This is a genomic window from Saccharopolyspora sp. NPDC045839 (assembly GCF_056431645.1).
This window is the reverse complement of the sequence record NZ_JBWKKH010000052.1, coordinates 18,987-39,150: the sequence shown is the minus strand read 5'-3', so window position 1 is coordinate 39,150 and position 20,164 is coordinate 18,987. Positions and strand designations below refer to the sequence as shown.

The 20,164-nt window shown below is 68.0% G+C and carries 18 protein-coding genes; 14 read left to right on the top strand and 4 right to left on the bottom strand.

Annotated elements, in window-relative coordinates; genetic code table 11:
• The first annotated feature begins 46 nt into the window (after positions 1-46).
• Positions 47-268 carry a hypothetical protein gene (locus AC07EQ_RS40675; protein WP_478393143.1) on the top strand — a complete coding sequence of 74 codons (222 nt, stop codon included), beginning with the start codon at positions 47-49 and terminating at the stop codon, positions 266-268.
• 134 nt (positions 269-402) lie between these two features.
• On the opposite strand, the gene AC07EQ_RS40670 is transcribed toward AC07EQ_RS40675, so the two are convergent.
• On the bottom strand, positions 403-1,041 hold the full coding sequence (locus AC07EQ_RS40670; protein ID WP_478393129.1) for a GntR family transcriptional regulator: 639 nt from the start codon (positions 1,039-1,041) through the stop codon (positions 403-405).
• A gap of 172 nt (positions 1,042-1,213) precedes the next feature.
• Here AC07EQ_RS40670 and AC07EQ_RS40665 point away from each other — a divergent pair, with 172 nt between their 5' ends.
• From AC07EQ_RS40665 to AC07EQ_RS40635, 7 genes are all read left to right on the top strand, one after another.
• Positions 1,214-2,488, top strand: coding sequence for an MFS transporter (locus AC07EQ_RS40665; protein ID WP_478393128.1), 1,275 nt, complete (start codon positions 1,214-1,216; stop codon positions 2,486-2,488).
• Entirely contained in the window at positions 2,488-4,113 is a 1,626-nt protein-coding gene (locus tag AC07EQ_RS40660; RefSeq protein WP_478393127.1) for an N-acyl-D-amino-acid deacylase family protein, read from the top strand. The genes AC07EQ_RS40665 and AC07EQ_RS40660 overlap by 1 nt, the downstream gene beginning before the upstream one ends.
• 40 nt (positions 4,114-4,153) lie before the next feature.
• On the top strand, positions 4,154-5,293 hold the full coding sequence (locus AC07EQ_RS40655; protein WP_478393126.1) for a mandelate racemase/muconate lactonizing enzyme family protein: 1,140 nt from the start codon (positions 4,154-4,156) through the stop codon (positions 5,291-5,293).
• Between the two features lie 34 nt (positions 5,294-5,327).
• Positions 5,328-6,098: an SDR family NAD(P)-dependent oxidoreductase gene (locus AC07EQ_RS40650; RefSeq protein WP_478393125.1), complete on the top strand. Its 771-nt coding sequence runs from the start codon at positions 5,328-5,330 to the stop codon at positions 6,096-6,098.
• A 14-nt stretch (positions 6,099-6,112) separates the two neighbouring features.
• Positions 6,113-6,508, top strand: a complete 396-nt coding sequence (locus AC07EQ_RS40645) for a sensory rhodopsin transducer (protein ID WP_478393124.1) — start codon at positions 6,113-6,115, stop codon at positions 6,506-6,508.
• Between the two features lie 11 nt (positions 6,509-6,519).
• Positions 6,520-7,251, top strand: coding sequence for a PIG-L deacetylase family protein (locus AC07EQ_RS40640; RefSeq protein WP_478393123.1), 732 nt, complete (start codon positions 6,520-6,522; stop codon positions 7,249-7,251).
• Between the two features lie 261 nt (positions 7,252-7,512).
• Positions 7,513-8,937, top strand: a complete 1,425-nt coding sequence (locus AC07EQ_RS40635; protein ID WP_478393122.1) for a sugar porter family MFS transporter — start codon at positions 7,513-7,515, stop codon at positions 8,935-8,937.
• Between the two features lie 201 nt (positions 8,938-9,138).
• On the opposite strand, the gene AC07EQ_RS40630 is transcribed toward AC07EQ_RS40635, so the two are convergent.
• A complete protein-coding gene (locus AC07EQ_RS40630; protein ID WP_478393121.1) occupies positions 9,139-10,644 on the bottom strand; it encodes an aminobutyraldehyde dehydrogenase in 1,506 nt (501 codons plus the stop codon).
• Between the two features lie 61 nt (positions 10,645-10,705).
• Positions 10,706-11,608 (bottom strand): 4-hydroxy-tetrahydrodipicolinate synthase, encoded by a 903-nt coding sequence (gene dapA / locus AC07EQ_RS40625; protein ID WP_478393120.1) that lies wholly within the window; start codon positions 11,606-11,608, stop codon positions 10,706-10,708.
• 275 nt (positions 11,609-11,883) lie between these two features.
• Here dapA (AC07EQ_RS40625) and AC07EQ_RS40620 point away from each other — a divergent pair, with 275 nt between their 5' ends.
• From AC07EQ_RS40620 to AC07EQ_RS40600, 5 genes are all read left to right on the top strand, one after another.
• Positions 11,884-13,701 carry a GntR family transcriptional regulator gene (locus AC07EQ_RS40620; RefSeq protein WP_478393119.1) on the top strand — a complete coding sequence of 606 codons (1,818 nt, stop codon included), beginning with the start codon at positions 11,884-11,886 and terminating at the stop codon, positions 13,699-13,701.
• 32 nt (positions 13,702-13,733) lie between these two features.
• A complete protein-coding gene (locus AC07EQ_RS40615) occupies positions 13,734-14,417 on the top strand; it encodes a GntR family transcriptional regulator (protein ID WP_478393118.1) in 684 nt (227 codons plus the stop codon).
• A gap of 245 nt (positions 14,418-14,662) precedes the next feature.
• Positions 14,663-16,105 (top strand): protoporphyrinogen/coproporphyrinogen oxidase, encoded by a 1,443-nt coding sequence (locus tag AC07EQ_RS40610; protein ID WP_478393117.1) that lies wholly within the window; start codon positions 14,663-14,665, stop codon positions 16,103-16,105.
• Positions 16,102-16,995, top strand: coding sequence for a 4-hydroxy-tetrahydrodipicolinate synthase (gene dapA / locus AC07EQ_RS40605; protein WP_478393116.1), 894 nt, complete (start codon positions 16,102-16,104; stop codon positions 16,993-16,995). Before AC07EQ_RS40610 ends, dapA (AC07EQ_RS40605) begins: the two co-directional genes overlap by 4 nt.
• Positions 16,995-18,491: an alanine/glycine:cation symporter family protein gene (locus AC07EQ_RS40600; protein ID WP_478393115.1), complete on the top strand. Its 1,497-nt coding sequence runs from the start codon at positions 16,995-16,997 to the stop codon at positions 18,489-18,491. The genes dapA (AC07EQ_RS40605) and AC07EQ_RS40600 overlap by 1 nt, the downstream gene beginning before the upstream one ends.
• A gap of 244 nt (positions 18,492-18,735) precedes the next feature.
• On the opposite strand, the gene AC07EQ_RS40595 is transcribed toward AC07EQ_RS40600, so the two are convergent.
• Positions 18,736-19,314 carry a DUF4232 domain-containing protein gene (locus AC07EQ_RS40595; RefSeq protein WP_478393114.1) on the bottom strand — a complete coding sequence of 193 codons (579 nt, stop codon included), beginning with the start codon at positions 19,312-19,314 and terminating at the stop codon, positions 18,736-18,738.
• Between the two features lie 447 nt (positions 19,315-19,761).
• Here AC07EQ_RS40595 and AC07EQ_RS40590 point away from each other — a divergent pair, with 447 nt between their 5' ends.
• Entirely contained in the window at positions 19,762-20,001 is a 240-nt protein-coding gene (locus AC07EQ_RS40590) for a pentapeptide repeat-containing protein (RefSeq protein WP_478393141.1), read from the top strand.
• The last annotated feature ends 163 nt before the right edge of the window (positions 20,002-20,164 follow it).

The following is a 20,164-nucleotide window of genomic DNA, read 5'->3' as shown; positions in this document are numbered from 1 at the left end:
CACCTGGAGAAGAACCCGGCCCTGGAGCGCCGCTTCCAGCCGATCCATGTCGGCGATCCTGGCCGACCGCTACATCAACGACCGCTTCCTGCCGGTGGCCGACATCGCCGAGCAGGTCGGTTTTTTCGACTGCCGAGAACGCGCACCAGCCGTGGCCAGTCCCGGATGCAGCCCCTCGTCCGGTGCGGCGTGCGAGGAGAGCTGCCGCGTCGAAACCGCGCAAGCCTTCAGGTTTCGCTTGACGTGCCGCTCCCCGAGTCTCGGGTGATCGACGGATCTGGACGTCTACGGGGACGATTCCCCATTGGTCGTACAAGCTGCGCGGCACGCATGGCAGAGCACTCCGCCCCGGCTAGCGCGCTACATGGCCGTCGCGGCGGTACGCCAACCGACGTCGTACCGTCAGTCGAGGTAGATGCCGATGTGCTCGGTGATCTCGGCCTCGGCGCGCTCCGAGTCGCCGGAACCGAGGGCGTCGAGGAGTGCGCGATGCTGTTCGACCACGGCGTGCGGGCTGTCATGATGCGGGGCGTCGCGGACGAAGTATGCCCGCACCCGGGGCTGGATCGTGCGCCAGATCTGCAGCGACTGGGTGTGCCGCGCGGCCGCGATCACGGTCTCGTGGAACGCGACGTCGAGGTCCGCGAGACGCCGCGCGTCGAGCGGCTGGGCCGCTGCTTCCATTTGCTGAACGATCACCTCGAGCGCGGCGAGAAGCTCCTCGTTGCCTGCCTTCGCCGCGTCACGGAACGCGACCTTCTCGATGACGAGACGGATCGGCACGAGAACCTCGGAGATCTCCTTCTGGGGGATCTCCGCGACGACGGCACCGCGATAGGGGTGCGAGACGACGAGGCCCTCCCGTTCGAGGACCATGATCGCTTCGCGGACCGGTCCGCGGCTGATGCTGTAGTTCGCAGAGATGTCGCGCTCGACGAGCCTTTCGCCGGCGGCAAGGTCACCCGAGGCGATGCGTTCACGCAAGTTGCGCAGGATCCAGTCGCGTCTTGACTCGGGCGGCGAAGCAGGCAGTGCCGACATCGTGCAGAACTCCTTCGTTGGGCGCCCTCACTACCCTAGCAAATGGCCGATGGTTGACCATCTGCCATTTGCGTTCTACTGTCACCGTCCCATCAGGGAAGTTCCGTGGAGAGGCTTGGCAATGGAACCAGGGACATCAGCACGGCAGAGACGCACGGACACCGGACCTCGAGTGCCGGGCAAGGTCACGACCGCGGCGGTGCTGGGAACGGTGCTGGAGTGGTACGACTTCGCGATCTACGGGGCGATGGCCGGGGTCATCGGACGCCTGTTCTTCCCGACGGACGATCCGACGGTCTCGCTGCTGGTGGCCCTCGCGTCCTATGCGGTGGGGTTCGTGTGCCGGCCCCTCGGCGCGATCTTCCTGGGTCGCCTCGGCGACCGTGCCGGCCGGCGGAGCATGCTCGCCCTGACGATGGTGATCGTCGGCGTCTCGAGCCTGCTCATCGGCCTGCTCCCGACGTACGCCTCGGTCGGCTTGCTCGCCCCGGCGCTGCTGGTGGCGTTGCGGATGATCCAGGGTCTGGCGGTGGGCGCCGAGTGGACCGGCGGGGCGACGTATCTCATCGAGCACGCACGCACCGGCCGGCGTGGGTTGTTCTCGGGCATCGCGCAGGCATCGACGGTTGCCGGGTTCCTGCTCGGGACGGGCATTGCCACCGTCATCGTCCGAGTCGTACCTGAGCAGACGGTCGACGCATGGGGGTGGCGCGTCCCGTTCCTCGTCGGCGGCGGGGTCGCGGCGATCGGGCTGTTCGTTCGTCTCAAGCTCGACGAGTCCCCGGCCTACCGAGAGCTTGGCGAAGACCTGCGCTCGCATCAGCAGAGCGCGAACGATGTCCCCGCCGGCGACGACGAGCGGCGGACCACAACGCGCCGCAACTGGCTGCTCGTCCTCGGCATCGTCTTCGGCGTGACCCTCTACGGATACACGGCGACCAGTTTCCCGGCGCTCCTGGCCGGCGTCGGCGCCCTACCCCTGGCGGACGCCCTGACGACCAACGTCGTAGCTCTGCTGATCGAAGTGCCCCTGATCATCGTCGTGGGTGCCCTGTCCGACCGTGTCGGACGCAAGAAGCTGATGATGGGCGCTATGGCGCTCTTCGCGCTCAGCACGTACCCGGTCTTCGCGCTCGTCACCAGCGGCACCATCGCCGGCGCCCTCCTCGGCCAGGTCGTCTTCGTCGTCTTGTTCGCCACGGTCTCGGGCCCGATGGCAGCGATGTTCGTCGAGTTGTTCCCCACTCGGGTCCGTTCGACCGCGTTCTCCAGCTCGTACAACATCGGCGTGGCGGTCTTCGGCGGCACCGCACCCTTCGTGAACACGTTCCTCGCGACATCGACCGGTGTCGGCGTCGCCCCGGCGTTCTACCTCACCTTCGGAGCGCTGATCTCGCTCGCCTTCCTCAGCCGCGTGCGCGACCGTCACGACCAGGAGCTCCGCTGATGCCCGCGGCCACCGCCCCCGCCGTCGACCTCGTCCTGCTCGGCGGAAAGCTCGTCGACGGCACGGGCGCCCCCGCCCGGGTGGCCGACGTCGCGGTCAAGGACGGGCGAGTAGTCGCCGTCGAGAGCGGCCTACGCGCCGAGGCGGGACAACGCGTCGATGTCACGGGGCTGACCATTACCCCCGGTTTCATCGACCCGCACAGCCACAGCGACTGGTCGGTCCTCGGCAACCGCGACGCCCAGAGCACCATCCGTCAGGGCGTGACGACCGAGGTCGTTGGCAACTGCGGCGTCACGTACGCACCCGTCCCTCCGGCCGGCGTCGACGCAGCCCGCAACGCGCTGAGGGCGTACGGGTACGACGGAGAGGTCACGTGGCGCTCCTTCGCAGAGCTGCTCGACGTCGTGCATCGCCACGGAGGGGGAACGTCTCAGAACCTGGCGTGGTTCGTCGGGCACACGGCTCTGCGCGATGCAGCCGCGGTACGCGGCACCGGCGCCGACGCCGACGGCATCACGCGGATGGTCCGACACCTCGAGGAGGCGATGGACGCTGGGGCGCTCGGGATGTCGAGCGGACTGGAGTACGGCTCCGGGCGTGATGCGAGCACCGATGAGCTCACCCGCGTCGCCGCCGCGCTCTCCCGGTACGACGGCATCTACGCCAGCCACATCCGCAACCGCGACGCCCACCTCCTCGACGCCGTGGATGAGTTCCTCGCCATCGCGCGGCGCAACAACCTTCGTGCGCAGCTGTCGCATCTCAACGTTCGCCACGACACCGGCGCGCCGCCAGATGCCTGGCACGAGGCCGTCGGCCGACTCGACGCCGAGCGCGAGGCAGGGATGGACGTGCTCGCCGACATGACCCCCTACCCGCACGGCATCGGCCTCGCCGCCGGCCTGCTGCCGGGATGGCTGCTCGCCGACGGTCCTGCCCACGCCGCACGACTGCTGGACGACGCCGAGGTCCGCGCCCGGCTGCGCGGCGACTGCGACCGGTACTGGCGGTTCGTCCACAAGGGACAGTGGGACCGCGTCGTCCTCGCGACCAGTCCGGCGACACCGGAACTGGAGGGCCTGTCCTTCCCAGCGATCGCCGGGCGCCGGGGACAGGACTGCTGGGACGCGTTCTTCGATGTCCTCCAGGCAGCCGGGGCGGACATGCACGCCGTGCAGCTGATGGGTCGGTTGTTCACCCCCGAGCACGTCGCCGAGGCGATCGCCCATCCACTGTTCTGCCTCGGCGTCGACGGGTTCACCAGCCGCACCGACGGACCTCTCGCCGAACGCACGCGCCACCCGCTCTTCTTCACCGGCCACACCCATTACATCGCCCACCACGTCCTGCAGGCCGGCACCCTCGCTCTTGAGGAGGCAGTGCGGAAGATGACCTCGATGGTCGCCGACCGCTTCGCACTTCACGGGCGTGGGCGCGTCCAGGTGGGAGCACACGCCGATCTCGCAGTGCTCGATCTCAAGGCCCTCGCCGCCCAGGACACGTTCGCGTTCGCCGGGCGCTACGCGGCCGGGGTCCCCCACGTCATCGTCAACGGCCGGCTCGTCGTCCGCAACGGACAGCACCTTGGCACCCGTGCAGGGCAGTACCTGCCGCGAAGCTGACCACGCATCAGAACACCACTACACCGCGAAAAGGGAAACAGTGAAGATCATCGACGTCAGGGCCACCGGACTGCGCGGCGCGACGCCTGAAGGAGGCTGGCAAGAGGAGCTGACGCAGGACGACGTGGTGCACACGCTCGTCACCGTCCACGCAGAGGACGGATTGGTCGGCATCGGCAGCGTATTCACCAGCGAGAGCTTGGTGCGAGGTGCGCTTGAGGTGCTGCGTCCCCTGATCATCGGTTCCAGCGCGCTGGAGCCCGAGCGCACCAGTGAGCGGCTGCACCGCACCACGTTCTGGATGGGGCGTGGCGGATCGATCACACATGCCATCAGCGGCATCGATACCGCGCTGTGGGACATCCTCGGCAAGGTCACCGGCCAACCGGTCGGCCGCCTCCTCGGCGGACGCTATCGCCAGCGCGTCCGCCCGTACGCCTCCCTGCTCATGGACCAGCCCGAACCACTGCGCGACCACCTGCTCCAACTGCGGGAGACCGGCTGGACGGCGTTCAAGATCGGCTGGGGACCGTTCGGCCGCACCGATGAGCGCCTCGACGAGCGCATCGTCGCGGCCGCCCGCGAGGCCATCGGTCCCGACGCGATGCTCATGGTCGACGCCGGCGGCAGCGACAGCGCTTGGGCCCAGGGATACAAGTGGGCACTGCGCACCGCGCACATGCTGCGCGACCACGACGTCGCCTGGTTCGAGGAACCCCTGCCTCCGGACGCGCTCGACGACTACACCCACCTGCGCCGCCTCGCCCCCGTCGCGATCTCCGGCGGAGAGGTGCTGACCCGCCGGCAATCGTTCCACCCGTGGATCGAGGCCGGCGCGCTCGACATCGTCCAGCCCGACGTCACGAAGGTCGGCGGCACCAGCGAGCTGCGGCGCATCGGCTGGGCGGCCCATGACCACGGCGTCAAGCTCATCCCGCACGGCTGGAACACCGCCGTCGGCCTCGCGACCGACCTCCAGCTCGCGTCCGCGCTGCCCGACACGGACCTCGTCGAGTACGTCACCGGATCGCCGTACATCGACGACATCACCGCCCGGCCCTGGCAACTCGACGACGACGGCATGCTCCCCATCCCTGACGAACCCGGCCTCGGCATCGACCTCGACCCCGACAAGCTCGCCAAGTACACCGACGCCGCCCACCTGCTGGGCGCAGCATGACGCGGCCGGTTCGCACATCGGACAGGAGGGCACGATGACCAGGTCTGCGCTTCTCATCACCGGGGCCGGGTCGGGGATTGGACGGGCCGTCGCCTGCGCCGCCGCCCGCGACGGCTGGCTCGTCCACGCCACCGACATCGACCACGCGGCCGCAGCCGAAACGCTCGACCGGATACGACAGCGCGGCGGCCACGGCACCAGCCACGGCCTCGATGTCACAGATGCCGCCGCGGTCGCGCAGACCTTCTCCGCGCTGGACGCGGCGTCAGGCCCTCTGCGCGGCCTCTTCACCGCGGCCGGGATCGACTCCGGCGGTGCGGCCCATGAGCTGGATCCTGCGGTGTGGCGGCGGGTTCTCGACGTCAACGCGACGGGCACCTTCCTCGTCGCACAGCAGGCGTTGAAGGCGATGATGCACGGCGGCGGCAGCGTCGTGCTGTGCAGCTCCCCGGCCGCACAGGTCGGGTTCGCCGCCGGAGGCGCCACCGCCTACGGCGCGTCCAAGGGCGCGATCAGCTCGATGACGCGCACGCTCGCCGTCGACTACGCGCGCTTCGGCATCCGCGTCAACGCCATCGTTCCCGGTCCGACCGAGACACCCCTCATGTGGGCCAACGTGCCGTCAGCCGACGTCGAGCGCATGCGCGAGCAGGTCGCACGCGAAGTCCCGCTCGGGCGGATGGCGCAACCCGAGGAGATCGCCGAATCGGTGCTCTGGTTGCTGTCAGACCGCGCCTCATACACGACAGGATCCCTGATCGGCTGCGACGGCGGGGTCCTGGCGAAGTCCTCGATCAGTGTCTAGCGAAAGAAGCCGTGATGCACCAGCTCCCACACGAATTCAGGCTCGGCGCGACGCGCTGGGCGATCGGCGACGGGTGGATCCCCCCGTACAGCACCGGTGACGACCCGACGCTCCGGAGCCACGAAAGCGTGTGCATCCTGAACAACGGACGCGAGGACGCCGACGTCGAAATCATCCTGTACTTCGCCGACCGCCCGCCCGCCGGTCCCTACCAGGTGACGATTCCCGCCGAACGCGTGCGGCACGTCACGCTCAACGACCTCGTCGAACCCGAACCCGTACCAGTCGCCACCGACTTCTCCGCGGTCGTGACCTCGTCCCATCCCGTCGTCGTCCAGCACACCCGCCTGGACTCGCGCCAGGCAGCCAACGCCCTGTTCAGCACCATCGCGTTCGCCGCCGGAGCCTGAGGAGAACCAGCATGACCACAACGATGCGAGTACTCGCCATCGGGGCTCATCCCGACGACGTGGAGCTGCTGTGCGGCGGCACGCTCGCACTCTACGTCGACGCCGGCGCCCAGGTCACGATCGCGATTGCCACGAACGGGGAAGTGGGATCCAGCCGCGGAACACGAGAGGAGATCGCCGAGCGGCGACATGCGGAGGCACGCAGTGCTGCCGACCGGCTCGGCGCGCAGCTGATCTGGATGGGTTTCCCGGACGAGTTCCTGTTCAACGACGAAGGCACTCGTCGGCGATTCATCGACGTGATCCGACAAGCCTCACCTGATGTCATGCTCGTGCACGCCACATCGGACTATCATCCTGATCACCGGATTGCCGGCGAAGTCGCGCTCGACGCGCGCATCCTGTGCTCGGTTCCGCTGATCGAAGGAGCGTTTCCACCGTGCTCCATTCCCCATGCCTTCATCATGGACACATTGGACGGTTCGGACTTCGCGCCTGAACACATCGTCGACATCACTGACGTCATCGAGCGCAAGTCAGCCGTGCTCGGCGAGCATGCAAGCCAGCGGGAATGGCTGGACACCGCCTATGGAATGGACTACCAGGAATCCATGCGGGAGCACAGTCGGGCGCGCGGCGAACTGGCCGGAGTCCGCTATGGCGAGGCATTCCGGAGTGTCAACACCTTTCCCCAAGTCGGCGGCCCGGACCTGCTGCCCAATGTGCGAGCAGTCACCCGATGAGCGCTCACCGCACAATGAGCTGATCTCAGTGGGATGGGGCCGGGGTTCTTGAGAGGTGTGGGCGTGGGGTCCTGGTAAGGCCAGGGCCCATCACTTGTCGTGCCACTCTTGATGTCGCCGATGCGATTGGGACGGGAACCTGTTTCCTGCGACCGGCTCGGCGAGAAGACCACCAGCGCGCAAAGGCACCGAGATCGACCGGTGGTCGAACACGGCTACGCACAACCTCCACTGAGATCACCTCAATGAAATGGAGTCGACGTGGACAACGCCACCATGACCAAGAGCAAGACCAAAGTTTCAAGATTCACTTCGCCATTCATTGCCTTCGTAGCCGCCCTGGGCGGCCTGCTCTTCGGCTACGACACCGGGGTCGTTTCAGGTGCACTGCTGTTCTTCAAGGACGAGTTCGGTTTGTCCTCGTTCGAGCAAGGGTTCGTCGTCAGCGTGATGCAGCTCGGTGCCGTCATCGGCGCGCTTTGCTGCGGGCCCATCTCCGACCGGTACGGCCGCCGCTGGGCGCTCGCCGGCTCAGCAGCAGCGTTCGTCTGCGGCGCGGTGCTCGCCGCGGTGGCGCCGAGCTACTTCTGGCTCGTGATGGCTCGGATCGCGCAGGGGCTCGGTGTCGGTTCGGCAGCGCTTACGGTTCCGGTCTACATCGCCGAGATCGCGCCTCCCCGGATCCGCGGCGCGCTCGTTTCGCTCAATCAGTTTCTGATCACGGTCGGCATTCTGCTGTCCTATGTGGTCAACTACCTGCTGGCGCCCGCCGGTGCTTGGCGCTGGATGTTCGGCCTTGCTGCGGCCCCCGCGGTAATCTTGCTGCTCTCTCTTCGGTTCCTGCCGGAAAGCCCGCGATGGCTGATTACCCGCGGCCGCATGACCGAGGCGCGGTCGACGCTGGCGGCGGTGAGCAACGGCCATCTCGACATCGAGCGGGAACTCGCCGATATTCGTGAATCCGCGACCGGCGAGTCAGGTCGCTGGCGCTCGTTGTTCGGCCGCGTCGCACGGCCGGCGCTCGCGATCGGCCTGATCCTCGCCCTGTTCCAAACCATCACCGGGATCGACACGGTGATCTACTTCGCCCCGACGATCCTGCACAGCGCCGGGTTCGACGCGGTGAGCTCGGTCTTGAGCACGGTAGGGGTCGGTGTGGTCAACGTCGGAATGACCGTGGTGTCGATCCTGCTGCTGGACCGGATCGGCCGCCGCGGACCGCTGCTCGCCGGTACTGCGGTCATGGCGATCGGCCTCGTCGCACTCGGGTTCACCTTCAGCGGCTCGGCGGCGTCTCAGAGCTCGCTCAGCGTGCTGACATTGATGGTCTTCGTCGGCGCTTTCGCAATCGGGCTGGGGCCGGTCTTCTGGTTGATCAACGCTGAGATCTATCCACTGCGGCTGCGAGCCAAGGCGGCCGGCATGGCGACCATGACGATTTTCGGCTCGAACGCCCTGGTGTCGGCGACGTTCTTGCCGCTCGTCGATGCACTCGGGCAGGCAGGCGTGTTCTGGCTCTACGCGGCGATCACAGTGTTGGCGGTCGGCTTCATCTACTTCCGCGTCCCCGAGACAAAGGGCCAGACGCTGGAGGAGATCGAAGCGACATTGCGCTCGGGAGCTCTGGGCCGAAGGCGCGGTAGGCGCGGGCTGCGCCTACCGCGTTCCGAGGAACTAGAGGAATGAATGATCAATAACAAAGAGAGTGGGCGTGGGGCCCTGGTGGAAGAGGTCTCACCACAAGATCATCTTCCGTTGGCGGAGATCAGCGTCGTCGCGTGGCTCGGACAGCTGCACGGCGTTCCCGACCTCGCGGAACGCACGCTGATGGGCGAGGGAGCAACGCAACGTCGTCCCTCGCCCGCCTGCCTCAGGCTCCCGACGGGCTCATCGCCCGTGGTTGTGCATCACGTGCTTGGTGCGGGAGTAGTCGTCGAGGGCGTAGATCGACAGGTCCCGGCCGTATCCGGACCCCTTGAAACCGCCCCACGGAACCTCGTTGGCGAGCACCAGGTGCGAGTTCACCCACACAGTTCCCGCGTCCAGTCGTGCCGCGACGTCGTGGGAGCGGCGTGCGTTCTCGGTCCACACCGATGCCGACAGGCCGAAGGGCACGTCGTTGGCGCGGCGGACGGCTTCGTCCTCGTCCCGGAACGTTTCGACCGTGACGACGGGGCCGAAGACCTCCTCGCGGCTGATCTCCGCGCCCTCGCGGACGTCCACCAGCACCGTCGGCGCCACGAAGTAGCCGGCCCCATCCAGCGCTTCGCCACCCACAGCCGCACGGACGCCCTCGTCCTTGGCGCGCTCCAAATAACCGAGCACGCGGTCGAAATGCGCCTTCGACACCAACGGGCCGATCTCGACTTCTTCCCCTGCCAGCGGCTCTCCCACCACGAGGCCGCGCACTTCGTCGACGAGACGCTCGACGAACGCCTCGGCGACCGATTCGTGCACGAGCACGCGGCAGGCCGCGCCGCATTCCTGGCCGGAGTTCCAGTATCCCGCGACGCGCAACGTCGACGCGGCGGCGGCGAGGTCGGCGTCCGGGAAGATCACCACCGGGGCCTTTCCACCGAGCTCCAGGTGCACCCGCTTGAGCGTCTCGGCGGCGGATCGAGCCACGGCGCGACCGCTGTTGACCGAGCCGGTGAGCGCGACCATGTCCACATCGGGGTGTTCCGAGAGCCGCGCACCGACGACAGAGCCCTGCCCGGTGACGACGTTCAGCACACCGGCGGGCAGCAGATCGCCGACGAGTTCGGCGAACTTCAACGTGGTCAGCGGGGTCTGCTCGGACGGCTTGATCACCAGCGTGTTCCCCGCGGCGAGGATGGGCGCGATCTTCCAGGCGGCCATCATCAGCGGGTAGTTCCACGGGGTCACCACACCGACCACGCCGATCGGCTCGCGGCGGATGACCGACAGGTGGTTCTCGACGTAGTCACCGGCGGCCATGGAAGTGGTCGCGCGCAACGCCCCGGCCATGAAGCGGAAGGTGTCGATCGTTCCGGCGACGTCGTCCTGCGCGACGGGGATCGGTTTGCCCGTGTTCGCCGACTCGAGGTGAACCAGCAGCTCGGTGTGCTCGGCCAGCCGGTCCGCGATCGCGTGCAACAGCTCCGAACGATCCTTGGGGACCACCCGCGCCCAGTCCTCCTTGGCCGCGACGGCAGCGGCGACTGCGCGGTCGACGTCCTCGGTCGTGCCTTCGGGGACCTGGATCAGGATCTCCTCCGTGCACGGATCGACCACGTCGATGCGGCTTCCGGACGTCGCCTCGACGAACTCGCCGTCGATGTAGTGCTGGACTGGCGGGAACTCGTCCACTTTGACCAGCACGTCCGGTGCGCGGCGAACCGCGGCCGTGCCGAGGTCGGCTGAAGCGGGCATGAAGCACTACCTCCGTTGCGTTTTCGCGGGGAACAGTTCGTGTGCGCAGCGGCGACTCCGGTCAGCGCGCAGCCGAAACCTGGGGCTGCAGGCCGGAGGCCAGCGATGAAATCGACTGGGCGATACCGGATTCGAGATCGGACAGCGGTGGTCGCGGGCTTCCTGCGGGGAAGCCGACAGCGTTCAACGCCTCCTTGACCGCCTGGATGAAGGGAGCCGACATCATCGCGTCCACGAGCGGGTAGACCCGCGACCACTCGGCACGCGCGCGTGGCAGGTCGCCGGCGACCAGCGCCCGGTGGATGGAGACGAGCTCGGCCGGGATCACGTTGGCGGTGCCGGCCATGACACCGGCCGCGCCCTCGGCGATCGAGGCCAGCAGCAGGTCGTCGCAGCCCACGAACGTCGAGATGACGTCGCCGTAGTGGTGGACCAGCTTGCACACCTGCGACATGTCGCCGCTGGTGTCCTTGATGTAGCGGATGTTGTCGATCTCGCCGGCGAGCCGCCCGACGACCTCAGGCGTGAGGTTGACGCCGGTGGCACCCGGGAGGTTGTAGAGCATCACCGGAACGTCGACCGCGCCGGCGACGGCACGCAGGTAGCGCACGGTCTCCTCGACGGTGAGCGGCTCGTAATACGGTGTGACCAGCATCAGCACCGACGCGCCGGCGTCCTGCGCGTGGCAGGACAGCGCGATCGCTTCGGCGGTGTTCACCGCACCGGTCTGCGCGATGACGGGAACCCGACCGGCCGCTTGGTCAACCACGGTTTCCACCACGAGGCGCCGTTCAGCCCCGGACATGGCGGCGAACTCACCGGTGGATCCGCAGGCGACGACGCCGTCGACTCCGCCGTCGATGCTGCGGTCGACCAGGCGACGCAGGGTGTCCACGTCGATCCGGCCTTCCGCCGTGAACGGGGTGGCGAGAGCGGTGAGCACACCGCTCAGCTGTGCCGACATTGTTCAGGAACTCCCTTGCTCAGGTCGTGATGTGGTTCGGCGAGCGGCTGCCCGCAGCGGAAAGCCCCGTCTGCATCGCCGCTTTCGGGATGGGCGTGACACTGGATCGTCGGGGGGTGGAGTTGTCGTCGTCGGCTCGTGCGCCTTGTGGGCGCCGAATGCGATCTCCGGTAGCGACGAAGTATGCGAAGACGCCCGTTTGTCGACAACGTCCATGTACCGCTACCAGGCAGGTGGATTGAGTTGAGTCCTAAATTCCCCTACGATCAGCGCCCATGGCCCGACGTCCTCGCGATCCGGTGGTCCTCACCGACAGCGAGCGGTCCACGCTCATGACCTGGACTCGCAGCCGCAACTGCCCTCAGGCCCTCGTGCTGCGCGCACGCATCGTCCTTGCCTGCGAGCAGGAGGACACGAACACCGCCGTGGCCGAACGTCTCGGCACCACGGTGGACACGGTCCGCACGTGGCGGTCCCGGTTCGTCGCCGAACGCCTGGACGGGCTCGCCGAACGACCGCGCCCCGGCCGCCCGCGCGTCGTCACGAACGACACGATCACGCAGGTCATCGCGCGCACGCTCAGCCCACCGCCCAGCGGTCGGCGCTGGTCGACCCGCACCATGGCCGAGGCGGTCGGCCTCAGCCAGACGAAGGTGAGCCGGATCTGGCGCACCTACCGGATCCAGTCGAACCCGAAGAGCGTTCCCCACGACGCCGGCAACCCGCTGCCGCTCCAGGTGCGCGACCTGGTCGGACTCCACCTCGCGCCGCCGCTTCGGGTGCTGGCCGTCGCGGCCGACGACCACGCGGCGCCGCTGAACGACCGCGCCCCCACGACATCGACCCCGTCCACACGGTCGACAGAAGCGCGCGACCTGCTCGCCGTGGCCAACGCGTTCGCCTCGGTCAAGGGCGACGAGGCGCACGACGCACCGCTTGCTCCCTCATCGCTGCGCGACTTCCTGGACCGCCTCCACCACAGCGTGCCTGCGGGCATGGCGGTGCACTTGATCGTCGACGGCTTGGATCCCTCGGCACACGGGGCCGTCGACACCTGGCTGGAAGGACACCCGCGGTTTCACCGGCACGCGGTGGCTCCGACTGGATCGTGGATCGACGACATCGACGTTCTGCTGTCCCGCAGTCCGCTCAGCGACGACAACGTGCTCGGCTTCGCCACGTCCATCGACAGCCTCCGCGAAGACGTGCGTTGCTGGTCCTGCGACTGGACGCCATCAGCACAACCCTTCTCGTGGATCAAAAGCCGTCGGGTCCTCTGGAGTGGCGACCAACGCGAACACGGAGATACTAAAGACTCGATCAGGGCAAAGAGACCTGATGCACGGCGCGTGGGTGTGGGCCAGAACGAGGCCTCCGGAGGGACGACGCCCGGCACACCCCGGATCGCCGACAAGGTCGCCCAACTCGTGCGCGAAGCGCTCGCCACCGGTCAGTTCAAGCCCGGCGAACGCGTCAAGGAAGCACCGCTGGCGACCCGCCTGGGCGTCTCCCGCGGCCCCGTGCGCGAGGCCCTGCGCGTGCTGGCCGAAGAGGGAATGCTCGAGCTGCTGCCCAACCGCGGAGCCGCCGTACCCCAGATCAGCGCCACCAACATCCTCGACCTCTACGCCGTGCGCGCCTATCTGGGTGGGCTGCTGATGCGCCGCATCGCGACCCTCCCCCGATCCGCCCTCCGCCCGATCAGCACCGCCTTGGCCGAGGTACGGGTCGTCGCCGGCCACGGCGACCACCCCCGCATCGGCGAGGCCGACCTGCTCTTCCAGGACGCGATCGCACGAACGGCGCAGCTACCGCAAGCAGGCCGGACCTTCGAGCACCTCACCATGCGCCTGCGCATGTTCAACGCGATCCTGCAACTGGACTGGGCCGAGGCGGTGGACCTCATCGCCCGCGAGAACATCGGTCTGCACGAGGCGATCCGCAGCGGCGATGCCGACGAAGCCGCCCGACGGTGGCGCATCAAGGTCGAGCGCAGCGTCCGCTACATGGTCGCCCAACTCCCCCAGGACCACTTCGACCACACCCTGTGGGCCACCATCGCGGGAAGACCCGTGCCCGAGTTCGCGCGGTAAGGCCTCCGTGCACGGTCGATACACTGCCATGCATGGCCCTGCCGAAACTGATGCCCAACAGCCGCGTGGGTGACCAGGCGTTCGAAACCATTCGTACCGCCATCATCAGCGGCGAGTTGCCCGCCGGGCACCGGCTGCGGATTCGGGAGCTGGCCGAAGAACTGGGCACGAGCGTGATGCCCGTCCGGGAAGCCATCAGGCGACTCGAGGAGATCGGCCTCGCGGAGGCGCTGCCGTACCGCGGCGCCGTGGTCAAGGGGTTCACCTACAAGGAACTGCTCGACCTGTACTCGGTGCGCCGCAACCTGGAGATCCAGGCAACGGGCCTCGGCACCACCCGGCTGTCCGCCTCCGACATCGAGCGGATGGAGGCGGCCTACGACGCCATGGCCGCGGCCGTCACCGCGCAAGACGTCGATGACTACCTCGCGCAGGACGAAGAGTTCCTCGAGACGATCTACACCGCGTCCGGCAACTCGGTGCTCGTTGAGATGATCCGGACGCTGTGGCAGCGGTGCCACTCCTACAAGATCGTCGGCGTGCGACGCGAGTTCGAGTCCGGAGACTCCTCATCGCTGCTCGTCCACCAGGAACAACTCCTGCACGCCGTGAAGGCCGGCGATGCCGATGCGGCAGAGCAAGTCACCGCCGCATCGCTCGACGCCGCCACCCGGCGCATCGAACAGGGCCTGAGCGAGTCCATCTCCCCGCGCTGATCGCGGGGCCTTGAAAGTTCACCTCGGATTCATCCGAGGTCTTGTGTGATCACAGATCACATCTTATGGTGACCGGCACCACCTCAGATCTGGTGCACGGAGCCCGGTCCACCCGACCGCGAGCACGCACCCGTGCACAGCGCCACGTGATGGCGGCCGCGCCTCCTGGTCCACGCGCTTTCGCGACGCGTGCCCACCGGCGGCACCACAGCACCGAGTACTCACTTCGCTTGAAGGATTCACACATGAAAGACGCCGTTGTCGTCGGCGCAGGGCTCGCCGGGCTCTCCGCCGCCTGGCGCCTGCGCCACTGGGACACCCTCGTCCTCGAGTCCGCCGGCCGCGTGGGCGGCCGGATCCGCTCCGAGCGCCGAGGCGACTACTGGCTCAACTGGGGCGGGCACGTCTTCGCCGGTGCGGGCTCGTCGACCGATTCGCTGCTCAACGAAGTCGGCGTGACCGCCGTCGAGATCCCGGGGTCGCTGCAGGCCATGTCGATGAACGGCAAGTTCCTCCGCAAGGGGCACATCACGACCTACCCGCTGCGCATTCCGATGTCGCTCGCCTCGCGGGTTGCGACCGTGCGCGCCGGGATGAAGGTCGTGGCCGACGTGGCCAGGTACGCCGGTGTCGTGCGCAAACGCGCGGGCGAATCCGGTGCCATGCGCCAGCAACGCATCTACGACTTCGCCAACGATCGGTCGTTCGCCGAGTTCCTCGGTGGCCTGCCCGAGGACGCCGCCGCGCTGTTCAAGACCACGGTCACGCGATCGGCCGGTGACATGGACCAGATCTCAGCCGGGGCGGGCATCGGGTACTTCAGCCTCGTCCTCGGCTTCGGCCAGGGCCTCAACAGAGGGATCGTCGGTGGGCCGTCGACCCTGACGGAGTCGGTCGCTGCCGCCCTCCGCGATCGCGTGCAGCTCGGTGCCCAAGTGCTGGAGGTGGTGCGCAAGAAGGATTCCGTCGTCGTGCGATACCGGCAGGACGGCGTGGACCACGAGGTCGAGGCGCGCACCGTGGTCCTGGCGACGACCGCCGACGTCACGCATCGTGTCGGCGTGGATCTCCCACCCGAGCTGCGCGAAGCGCTCGGCCAGATCAAGTACGGCCCGCACGTCAGCTCGGCCTTCCTGACCGACGAGACGTCGGCGCGACCGTGGGACGACATCTACGCGATCGCCGCTCCCAAGCGCTCTTTCGCGATCGCGCTGAACCAGGCGAGCATCGTGCGCGGCGCCGAGTCCGTTCGTCGGCCCGGCGGCAGCTTCATGACCTTCTCGCCCGCCGGCCTCGGGCGCGCGCTGCTCGACAAGAGCGACGAGGAAGTCGTGCACACCCACCTGTCCGACCTCGAGCAGGTGCTCGGCTCCCCCGGGTTCTCCGACTCGGTCGTCGAGGCCAAGGCCGAGCGGTGGGAAGTCGCCTCGCCGTACGCCTTCCCCGGCCGGGCGAAACTCCAGCCCGTCCTCCAGCGAGGCGCCGGACGAGTGTTCCTCGCCGGCGACTACCTCGGAACCCTCTACACCGAAACCGCGGTCACGTCGGGGTTTTCCGCCGCCCAAGAAGCAGCCAGCCTGCTCGCGAGCCAGCGGCAGTCAGCAGGGGACGTCGCCGATGCGATTCCCCCACTTGCGCCTCACAAGCCCGTCCCCACCCGCAACGCCCAGAACAGGACCTTCGCATGACCGACCAGCTCCACGGTGTGCTCACCGCCTTGACCACTCCCTTCGACCGCAACGAGGAGATCGACGAGCCCGTGCTGCGGCGCGTGGTCGACCGCTCCATCAACGCCGGGGTGAACGGCGTCGTCGCCGCCGGCTCCACCGCTGAGGTCGGCGCGCTGTCCCCGGACGAGCGGCTTCGCCTCGTCGACAACGTCATCGACCAGACCGACGGCCGTGTCCCGGTCATCGCCCAGACCGGCGCGACCTCGACGCGCGAGGCCATCCGCCTCTCCCGCGCCGCACAGCGCTCGGGTGCGAACGTCCTCATGCTGGTGACGCCGTACTACGAGCCGATGTCCGTCCCGGAGACCGTCGCCTACATCAAGGACGTCGCCGAGGCCGTCGACCTTCCCGTCATGCTCTACAACATCCCGGCCGCGACCGGCGTCAACCTCGACCCCGAGACGGTGCGCTCCCTCGCCGAGGAGGTCGACAACATCCGCTACATCAAGGACTCCAGCGCGAACTGGGAGCAGGCGCTGCAGCTGATCCACCACCACAGCGACGTGATCGGGACGTTCATCGGGTGGGACGCCTACATCTACAGCGCGCTCGCCGAAGGCGCCGCGGGCGTCATGGCCGGGGCGGCGAACGTCGTTCCCCACGAGATCGTCGAGGTCAGCCGACTCGTCGCCGAGGGCGAGCTGGCCGGAGCCCTGTCCCGCTGGAAGGTCCTGTACCCGGTGATCGACGCGATGATCTCGGTGCCGTTCATCGCCGCGGTCAAGGCGGGACTCGAGCTGCAGGGCGAGCCCGTGGGTGTTCCTCGTCGTCCGATGAGCCCCCTGCCCGCTGACGCGGTCGATCGCATCAAGCACTCGCTGTCCCGACTCGTGCCGGAGGTGGCTTGATGAACCTGACGGAGATCCTGTCGTCCGTCTCGGACGCGATCTGGGCGCCGATGGCCTACGTGGTGCTCGGACTCGGCGTCGCGTACACGATCGCGACCAGAGGAGTTCAGTTCCGCCGGATTCCGGACATGGTCCGGCAGTTGCGGGAGACCAACGAGGAGGAGGGCGGGCTCTCGTCCTTCCAGGCGCTCGTCCTCGCCCTGGCCAGCCGTGTCGGCGTCGGCAGCATCGCCGGTGTCGCGACCGCCATCGCCGCCGGCGGACCGGGAGCGCTCTTCTGGATGGCCGCCACAGGTATCGTCGGATGCACCGTCGGCTACGCCGAGGCGACCCTCGCGCAGACGTTCAAGCGTCAGGTGGACGACGAAGACCGCAAGAAGGCCAACGAGGACATCGGCGGCATGCCGTACTACATCAAGCACGGCCTTCGCCTCCCCATCGTCGCCGGCATCGTTGCCGTGCTCGGCATGGTCGGCTACGGATTCGTCTTCCCCGGCTTCCAGGTCAGCACCATCGCCGCGAGCGCGCAGGTGGCGTTCGGCCTCCCGAAGTGGGTTCCCGCGGTTCTCGTGACCGGGCTGATCGCGGCGGTGATCTACGGCGGCACCACTCGGATCGTCAAGGTCACGCAGACCCTGGTACCTGTGCTCGCGATCGGGTACCTCCTCCTGGCGCTCGGCGTCATCTTCGCGAACCTCGAGCGCGTGCCCGACGCAATCCTGCTGATCGTGCGATCCGCCTTCGGCGTCGAACCGATGCTGGGCGGCATGGTCGGTGCAGCCGTCGCCTGGGGTGTGCGCCGAGCCGTCTTCGCTTCAGCCAACGGTCTCGGCGAGGCCACGTTCGCGGCAGCCGCCGCCCGCACCTCGCACCCCGGCAAGCAGGGCCTCGTCCAGACCTTCAGCATCTACATCGACGTGCTGCTCATCTGCATGGCCACCGGGCTCATGATGGTCGTCTCCGGGAAGTTCAACGTCTCGGACGGCTCCGGCGGCTTCCTCGTCAACAACATGCCCGACGTCGAGGCCGGACCCAGCTGGGTGCAGGCCGCGATCGACACCCTCATTCCCGGGTGGGGCGCCGGATTCGTCGCCGTGGCAGTGCTTCTCTTCGGCTTCACCTGCCTGCTGCTCTACTACTACGTCGCCAACTCCAACCTGCTCTTCCTCCTCGACGGCAAGCGGGGACCCCGCGCACAGCCGGTGCTCAAGCTGGGCACCCTCGCCATCGTCTTCGCCGGTTCGGTCGTGAACGCCGAGCTGGTCTGGGCCGTGGGCGACATCGGGCTGGGGCTGCTCGCGTGGATCAACCTCGCCTGCCTCGCCCTGCTGTTCCCGATGGTCTCCAAGATCTGGCGCGACTATGAGAACCAGCGCAAACAGGGACTCGATCCGGTGTTCGACCCGAAGGCGTTGAACATCCGCGGCGCCGACTTCTGGGAGCGCGATGAGGCTTTGGCCTCAGAGCATGAGAAGCGGCCCGTCAACGGACGCTAGCGGCACGTGGCGCCTGGCACGGCAGAACCCGCCGCGCCAGGCGCCATTGCGGGTATCGCGTTGTTCACATTGGACAGTGTCTGACGGACGTACAGCACTCGGTCGTCGAGGTGGACGTCGTTCCAGTGCAGGGCGGGGGCTTCACCTTCGCGCATGCCGGTGCCGATGAGGACTTCGCCGCCGCTCCTGGGCTTCTCGCGGCCCACGGTCCCCGAGGATGCGTTGCTCCGCGGGGCTTTGCGGGTCAGTCCTCCTGCCAGCTGCTGATCGTGGCCTCGCCGCCGCACAGGTCGAAGACTCCGTCCGACGTCTCAATGGTCTTCGGCTCACCGTCGTTCATCTTCAGGCTCACGGCCCAGACCCGGTTGCAGGCCGGCCCGTCGGGACCGCCCTGGTCGGCCGGCCACTCGACGTCCGCAGCGGCCGACTGGCCGGGCTCGAGGATGACCGGGCCGCCCGTTCCCGGCTCGCCGTGCTTGATCTGGAGACCGTCGGACGGGTTCCCTTCCCGGTCCATGAACGTCATGTCCGGGAAGTCGTCGGTCAGGGTGCAGCTAGCCTCGCCGGCGTTCGTGACCTTCAGGTGGGCGTTCACGTGGCCGGTCGAAGAGAGCTCGAAAGACGGTGTCATGTTGTCGATTTCGCAGGGCCCCTGTTCGTCAGGGCTTTCGTCGCCCTGCGAGTTCGAGCCGGCGTAGGTGCCACCCTGCGCACTGCCCAGCTGCGGGGCCGGCGGCGTCTGCTGGGCCGAGCCGCATGCGCTGAGAGAAAGTGCGAGGGCCGCGGCGGCGGTCAGGGTGGTCCCGATGGTGCGCAGGTTCATTTCATCGTCCTTAAAGGATCCGGTCTGCAACCTTCTTTCGATGACATAGACGTGCGCCCCCGTGGGTGGTTGCTTCCAACGAGTGTGACCGCAGACATACAGGACAACGTGGTTCACGTGGGGCCGTGAGCGCTTCATACCATCGTGTTCCGGCGGCTGGACGGGAGGTGACCACGAGGCGGGTCTGTGGGTAGCGGTTGAGCAGTTCGCGCAGCCACTGCCGCACTTGTTCTCCCAGCTCGCTCCCCATATGGCTGCCCCGGTGTCAGGGGACTCGATCCGGCGACCACCGCGACGACATTCATCAGGTGTTAGTGGCCTTCATCCGCATCCACGCGCCGCGCGGCAGGACACCAGCGAGCGCCCGGTGCCTTACGTGGAGGTGGACCGCCCGGACAAGCCCCGCGCTGATGTCCAGGCGGCGCTTACCGCGGTAGCCCATCTCGGATTCGGCGACCTGACCCCTTTGAAGGGCTTCATCTGCGGGGCGCAGAGCTCGCGTCTGCGCAGCTGCGAAGGGCAAAGCTCACGGTCGCGGATCTGCGCGACGCAGACCTCTCGAGCGCCGATCTGCGCGGCACGCGGTTCGAAGGTGCGGACCTGCGCGGCGCAGGGCTCCGGGGCGCGAGGTCCCTGACGCAAGATCAGCTCGACTCGGCGCTTAAGCTAAGCGGCATTGGGCCATAGCCGCAGCTGACCAGCAACGAGGCCGACCAGCACCACGCCCAGCGCGAGCAGCTGGGTCCAGATCCAGTTTCGTGCGCACCTGCCTGACGCGGTGCCGGCGCCGGCGAGCGAGCTCGTTTCATGGTCCACCCCGTGCCAGCGGCCCCGGGTGCGGTGGGGCGGT